The organism is Syntrophomonas sp. UBA5494, assembly GCF_002426325.1.
This window is the reverse complement of sequence record NZ_DIPG01000061.1, coordinates 1-5,034: the sequence shown is the minus strand read 5'-3', so window position 1 is coordinate 5,034 and position 5,034 is coordinate 1. Positions and strand designations below refer to the sequence as shown.

The window sequence follows — 5,034 nt, the reverse complement described above, 5'->3', positions numbered from 1 at the left end:
GCGGTTCGGGCCGGCTGTTTCATGTTCAAGACCGCCTCTAAGGCGGTATACGCGCTAACCCGGTCATCCTGGCCGTAAGCACCGATCATACTGCGATCCAGCCCTACTTCCCTGGCCTTGAAAGCCGGTACAGCCTGCAATTCCGCGCTGGTGAAGTCGTCTTCTTCTATACCGTACTGCTGCTGCAGAAGGTTCAGTATGTGCTGCTTAAAGGCATCCTCCTTGAGATCCTGCACCGGGCAGGAACCGACCACGATATTGAGGTCCTCCCCTTTGATGCCCTCGTTCATTTTCTTCTCCATCTGGTCTTTGGCTAAATGAGGCAGAAGATCCGTAATGGCCAGAACCGCGTCATCCTCTTTCTCCCCGATACACACCTTAATACGCTCTCCGTTTTTCTTGACCACCACTCCGTGCAGGGCCAGTGGAATGGCCGGCCATTGATATTTCTTAATTCCCCCATAATAGTGGGTCTTAAGCAAAGCCATATTATCCGCTTCATAAAGCGGGCGCGGTTTAAGATCCAAGCGGGGGGTGTCTACATGAGAAACCACCAGGTTGAAGCCATCTGCCATGTTTTGGCCCACCATAATCAGGGCGCATAATTTGCCCTTCTGATTGACAAATAGCTTATCCCCGGATTTGACTGAATTCTGAGCTTCGAGGGACATAAACCCTTGCTCCTGTGCCTTCTGCAGCACATAGTCTATGGCTTCACGCTCGGTTTTGGCCTGATTGAGAAAATCCACATAGCCCCGGCTAAAGTCGTGAATGGCGGCATGCTGTTTTCCGTCACCCCTGTCCCAGACATTGGGACGGTTGTTGCGTTTTTCTATCAATGCTGATCCTCCCTTAAATTAACACAATTTATATCTCTATTGTCTTAATACAGGCTTATTCTTATACTTATATCCCCAGGGCTGCCTGCCCCCAGCGGTAGGCTTCCGTCATCCAGCTGACCAAAACCGATTGGTTCAGGCTGGACAGCAGGACTCCGGCGCCATCAACTCCCATTTGGGCAACAGTCTGAAGCACCGGTAAGGCGAAGCAGATTAAAACCGTCAAGACGATCGCCCCCTGCAACACGGCCAAAACCGTACCCAGGAGCCGATTCAAAGTCGATCCCGGGCCAACATCGATTAAGTTTTCGAACCAGCCCAAACTGAGCCAGATCAACTGCCGGCTGGTCAAGGCGATGACTAAAAAACAAGCCAGGCGAACCAACCAGTTGGCCAGACTATGCAAGGCTTCCTCGATGGTATAGCCTTTTACCAGAAAGCTGTAGGGAATCCCCAGAGCCTGCAGAGGGGCATGCTCACTCAGGAAATGGTCCAGCTTGGAGACGATTCCGACACTGCGTTCCATATAGATGGAGAGGTCATCATAATAAAAGACCGCCAGTACGATGCTGGCAACGAATGTTATAACACTGCCCACGGTCATGACAAATCCCTGCCTCAATCCAGTCAGGGCGCACAAAACCAGAATGAGCAGCAGCAGATAGTCAACCGTATTAAATGTCAGGAGGCTTGGCACCATGCTTCTTTGCTCCGCCTTTAATCCCTTTTGCACCCTAATTATAACAGGACTTGCACGGATATGGACAACTATTGTTACTACAGCCAATTTATGGCTGCGGTCAGCTGGTTGAAACCTGTCGAAACAGACGGGAAGATTCCTCTTTACAACCTAGCCGGTATAGGGTATATCCAATGTATATCCTCATTAATGCACCAAATTACTACTCTATGAATATTTGTAAATACCGCCGTTTGACGGCGTCTTACTATGAGCAGGGGATGTGATGATCTATGGGTTATGGTTTAGGCAATGTGAGCATCAGCATGGTAATCACTTATGTGCAGTCTTTTGGCATATTGGCCCCTCTGGCTGCCTTTGGACTTTTTGTCATACAAGCGGCCTTACCGGTATTTCCCTATGTGATACTGGCCAGCGCCTGCGGTTTGTTGTTCGGTTTTAAACTGGGCTTCCTCTTATCCTGGTCAGGGGCTTTGCTGGGCGCCTGCCTGGCCTACATGCTGTCCCGCTGGGCAGGGGGCAATTGGGTTCGTCAGAAGATATTATCCCGCTGGGGCTATGATATGAACCATTTCGACCAAGAGCTGGCTTTCTGGGGCATTTTGCTGGCCCGCATCATTCCCGTGGTTCCTACCCCCATAATCAATGTGGCAGCAGGGATCGGCAAAGTCCCCTTCTGGAGTTTCTTTTTCTCCTCAGCCCTGGGGAAAATTCCTACTGCCGTCCTTTATACGGGTTTGGGCATCTCACTGTTGCGCAACCGGGATATTAAGTCAACCATATTGATTCTCGCTTTGATCCTGCTCCTGGCCTGGACCGGGCGCCACCTCTCCAAAGGACGCATACCGGTTTGCTCCCGAGCCCGGGATTAGCTCGACAGCATTTGTATATCCGGGGTGCGAAACATGTAATTATTTCCCGGGAAATAATTTAATTGATCATAAGTTGTTGTTTTTCACTGAAGCAGGTCGGGGGGCTCGAACCCTTGCCTCGGACATTTCGCTGCATTCTGCACCAAACACCCTTATTTTATTGAAAAAATTAGCTGTTGAAATTTAATTCAACAGCTCATGGAAGAGGAGTTTAGATATGCAATTTTCGAAGTAAATTGAATATACTTCAAAATATTGGCTAATTACCCGGGCGATCTTCTGGTCCAGTGTCCAAACAACTGCATTTTAGCTCTTGTTGACGGTAGTATCCCGCCATTCCATGCATGCCTGCCCATAGATCCCCATTGTTTAACCGACTATTTATGCAGCCTGTTTTTGAGATGGAATAGCACTTGTCCGCTTAATAGTCTCAGGCAGGAAGGCCAAAGGAATTATAGCAGCTACGTACAGGACTGCACTTGCTCCAATTGCAACTGAGAAAGAAGTTGCGGCCGCAACTGCACCTAACATCGCCGGCCCCCAGAAACTGGTCATACGCGCCAGATTATAAATAGTGTTAACCCCTGTTGCCCTAACCTCAGTGGGGAATAGCTCAGCCATATAACCTCCGAACAGGCCGAAGATTGGATAAGTTATAAACGAGTATACCGGGGCGTACCATAACAGGGTGTTGTTGTTATCAATACTTACAAAAATCATTACGGCCACAAAGGAAGCGGCCAGGGCAACGTAAGCTGGTTTCTTTCTCCCCCAGCGGTCGGCAATGAAGGCAAATAATATATAACCAAATATGCCACCGATATTTAAAAACATCATATAATTCATTGATTTTACTATATCCATATGTTTATCAGTAGCGAGCCAGCTCGGAATCCAACTCATTGCGCTCCAGTATGCCAGCAATGTGAATAACACCATGAAAAAGGCGCCCAGGGTATTTCGTCTGATCGTTGTTCCAGTAAAAGCGTATATCTCCGTGCTGAACAGTTTACTGACACTGCCCATCTGCAGACCGCTGTCTTTGGCCTGGTCTCTAGTCTTGACCCAAGCCTCGGGTTCAGGAATCAGCATTTTGGCAAGAATTGCTACTACTAATCCAAGGGCGCCAACATAGAATAAAGGCCTCCAGCCATAGGCGGGCAGCATGGTCCTGGCCAGGAAAGCGGCCAACATAGGCCCAAAGGCGAACCCGGTCTGGATTACAGCCGAACACATAATCCTGATTCGCGAAGGCAAGCATTCCGCAACTAAAGTGTTTCCAACACCCCATTGAGCTCCTAAGCCTAAGCCTACCAAGAATCTCAGAATCAACATTGTCGTCGCATTATTAGCATAAGCGAAAGCGATCGTAAACAACGAATACCAGACCAGACACCAAAACATGACTCTAACTCGACCAAACTTGTCAGACAGTACCCCTGAAATGAGTCCGCCTACCCCCGCGCCTAACAAAGGGGCGCCTAGAATAAATCCCATCATCGAAGATGGTATACCAAATTCTTTGCTGATAGCTGTAGCCGATACTGACACCAATTGCCAATCCAATACATCCAATACTAAGGCCAACCAGGCAAATACCCATATCAGGATCATTTGGCCGTTAAGTGGGGCATCCTTGTCCGGTAATGGCACATACCGTTCTTTACTCAAATAAATACCTCCTTAATACATTCGGTCCCGCTATTGACCTTATTTTTTCTTTTTTCACTCCACCTCCCGGCTATTCTTTTGATAGCTTCCAACCTCTTCTCAAAGGCATCATTAGAAGCTACTCTCATGGCTGCATATGCATCGCCCTTTCATCTATTGATTAAATCAAGCAATAACTGTGCCATGCACTCAAGCTATTTCAGAGAAGTACCGATCACTTTTCGTTCTCCAAATATCGGGCATTATCGAAGAAAGGAAGCCATTTTTTGTATGCGCTCTGGGAAATTATTATTTGAAAAACTGCACAGGCATTTTATATGGTATAAAAATGATACAATTGGGGGCTGATCATAGTGTCTCATTCCCGGACACATTTGCTGTGATTCGTTTATCTGGTGCATTTGCCGGAGGTTGTGGTCTTGATTCGGGGAAATGTAAGTATATATAGATTAGCCTGCTGTATTTATGAAAGCCGACACAGCATATTTGCTTTCTCTAAAGAATCTTACAAAGCTTTATTTATAGGAGTAAGCTGAAGTATATTACCTATACGGAGATTGAATGGGATGAAGGCCGAAGCGCAGTCTATGTTTATGGCAGAGCCATGAGTATGTTGTTCTCAGCATCAGATTTCTGAGTTTTAGAACATCAGCTCATGCTTTCCCGGCATACTTTTGGGGAATGACGGATATAAGATTCTGATAGCCCAGGTTATGGATATGATTGTTAAAGGCACAAACACCGTTGATAAGAACAAAATTGCAAATCCTGCTAAAAAAAAGTTATATGACAATATAGATTCTCCATTTACAATATTTTCTGGTAATAAGGCACTCTCAATTAGGAAGGTGGCGAAGAATACTGTAAACCAGTATATCTTCGCCTTAAGTGAGGGAATGTTAGTTGTAATCATGAATTAGAGATTACCATGTTGGCACAGCGAACCAAACCT

General features: G+C 46.7%; 5 protein-coding genes. 2 read left to right on the top strand and 3 right to left on the bottom strand.

Annotated features, from left to right (window positions below; translation table 11 throughout):
* Together B3W37_RS07425 and B3W37_RS07420 are read right to left on the bottom strand one after the other, a co-directional pair.
* A partial coding sequence (locus B3W37_RS07425) for a zinc-binding metallopeptidase family protein (RefSeq protein ID WP_483175239.1) occupies positions 1 to 839 on the bottom strand: 839 nt, incomplete at its 3' end.
* A 67-nt stretch (positions 840 to 906) separates the two neighbouring features.
* Positions 907 to 1,572 (bottom strand): CvpA family protein, encoded by a 666-nt coding sequence (locus B3W37_RS07420; protein ID WP_483175237.1) that lies wholly within the window; start codon positions 1,570 to 1,572, stop codon positions 907 to 909.
* Between the two features lie 239 nt (positions 1,573 to 1,811).
* On the opposite strand from B3W37_RS07420, the gene B3W37_RS07415 reads away from it, so the two are divergent.
* Positions 1,812 to 2,411 carry a TVP38/TMEM64 family protein gene (locus B3W37_RS07415; protein WP_483175236.1) on the top strand — a complete coding sequence of 200 codons (600 nt, stop codon included), beginning with the start codon at positions 1,812 to 1,814 and terminating at the stop codon, positions 2,409 to 2,411.
* Between the two features lie 381 nt (positions 2,412 to 2,792).
* Here B3W37_RS07415 and B3W37_RS07410 read toward each other — a convergent pair whose 3' ends face one another.
* Positions 2,793 to 4,082, bottom strand: a complete 1,290-nt coding sequence (locus tag B3W37_RS07410) for an MFS transporter (RefSeq protein WP_481041860.1) — start codon at positions 4,080 to 4,082, stop codon at positions 2,793 to 2,795.
* A gap of 674 nt (positions 4,083 to 4,756) precedes the next feature.
* Here B3W37_RS07410 and B3W37_RS07405 point away from each other — a divergent pair.
* On the top strand, positions 4,757 to 5,002 hold the full coding sequence (locus B3W37_RS07405; RefSeq protein ID WP_483175234.1) for a hypothetical protein: 246 nt from the start codon (positions 4,757 to 4,759) through the stop codon (positions 5,000 to 5,002).
* Positions 5,003 to 5,034: the final 32 nt, after the last annotated feature.

Excerpts from the sequence above, each read along its gene's own strand:
- B3W37_RS07415 (WP_483175236.1), top strand. The coding sequence starts at position 1,812 with ATGGGTTATGGTTTAGGCAATGTGAGCATCAGCATGGTAATCACTTAT.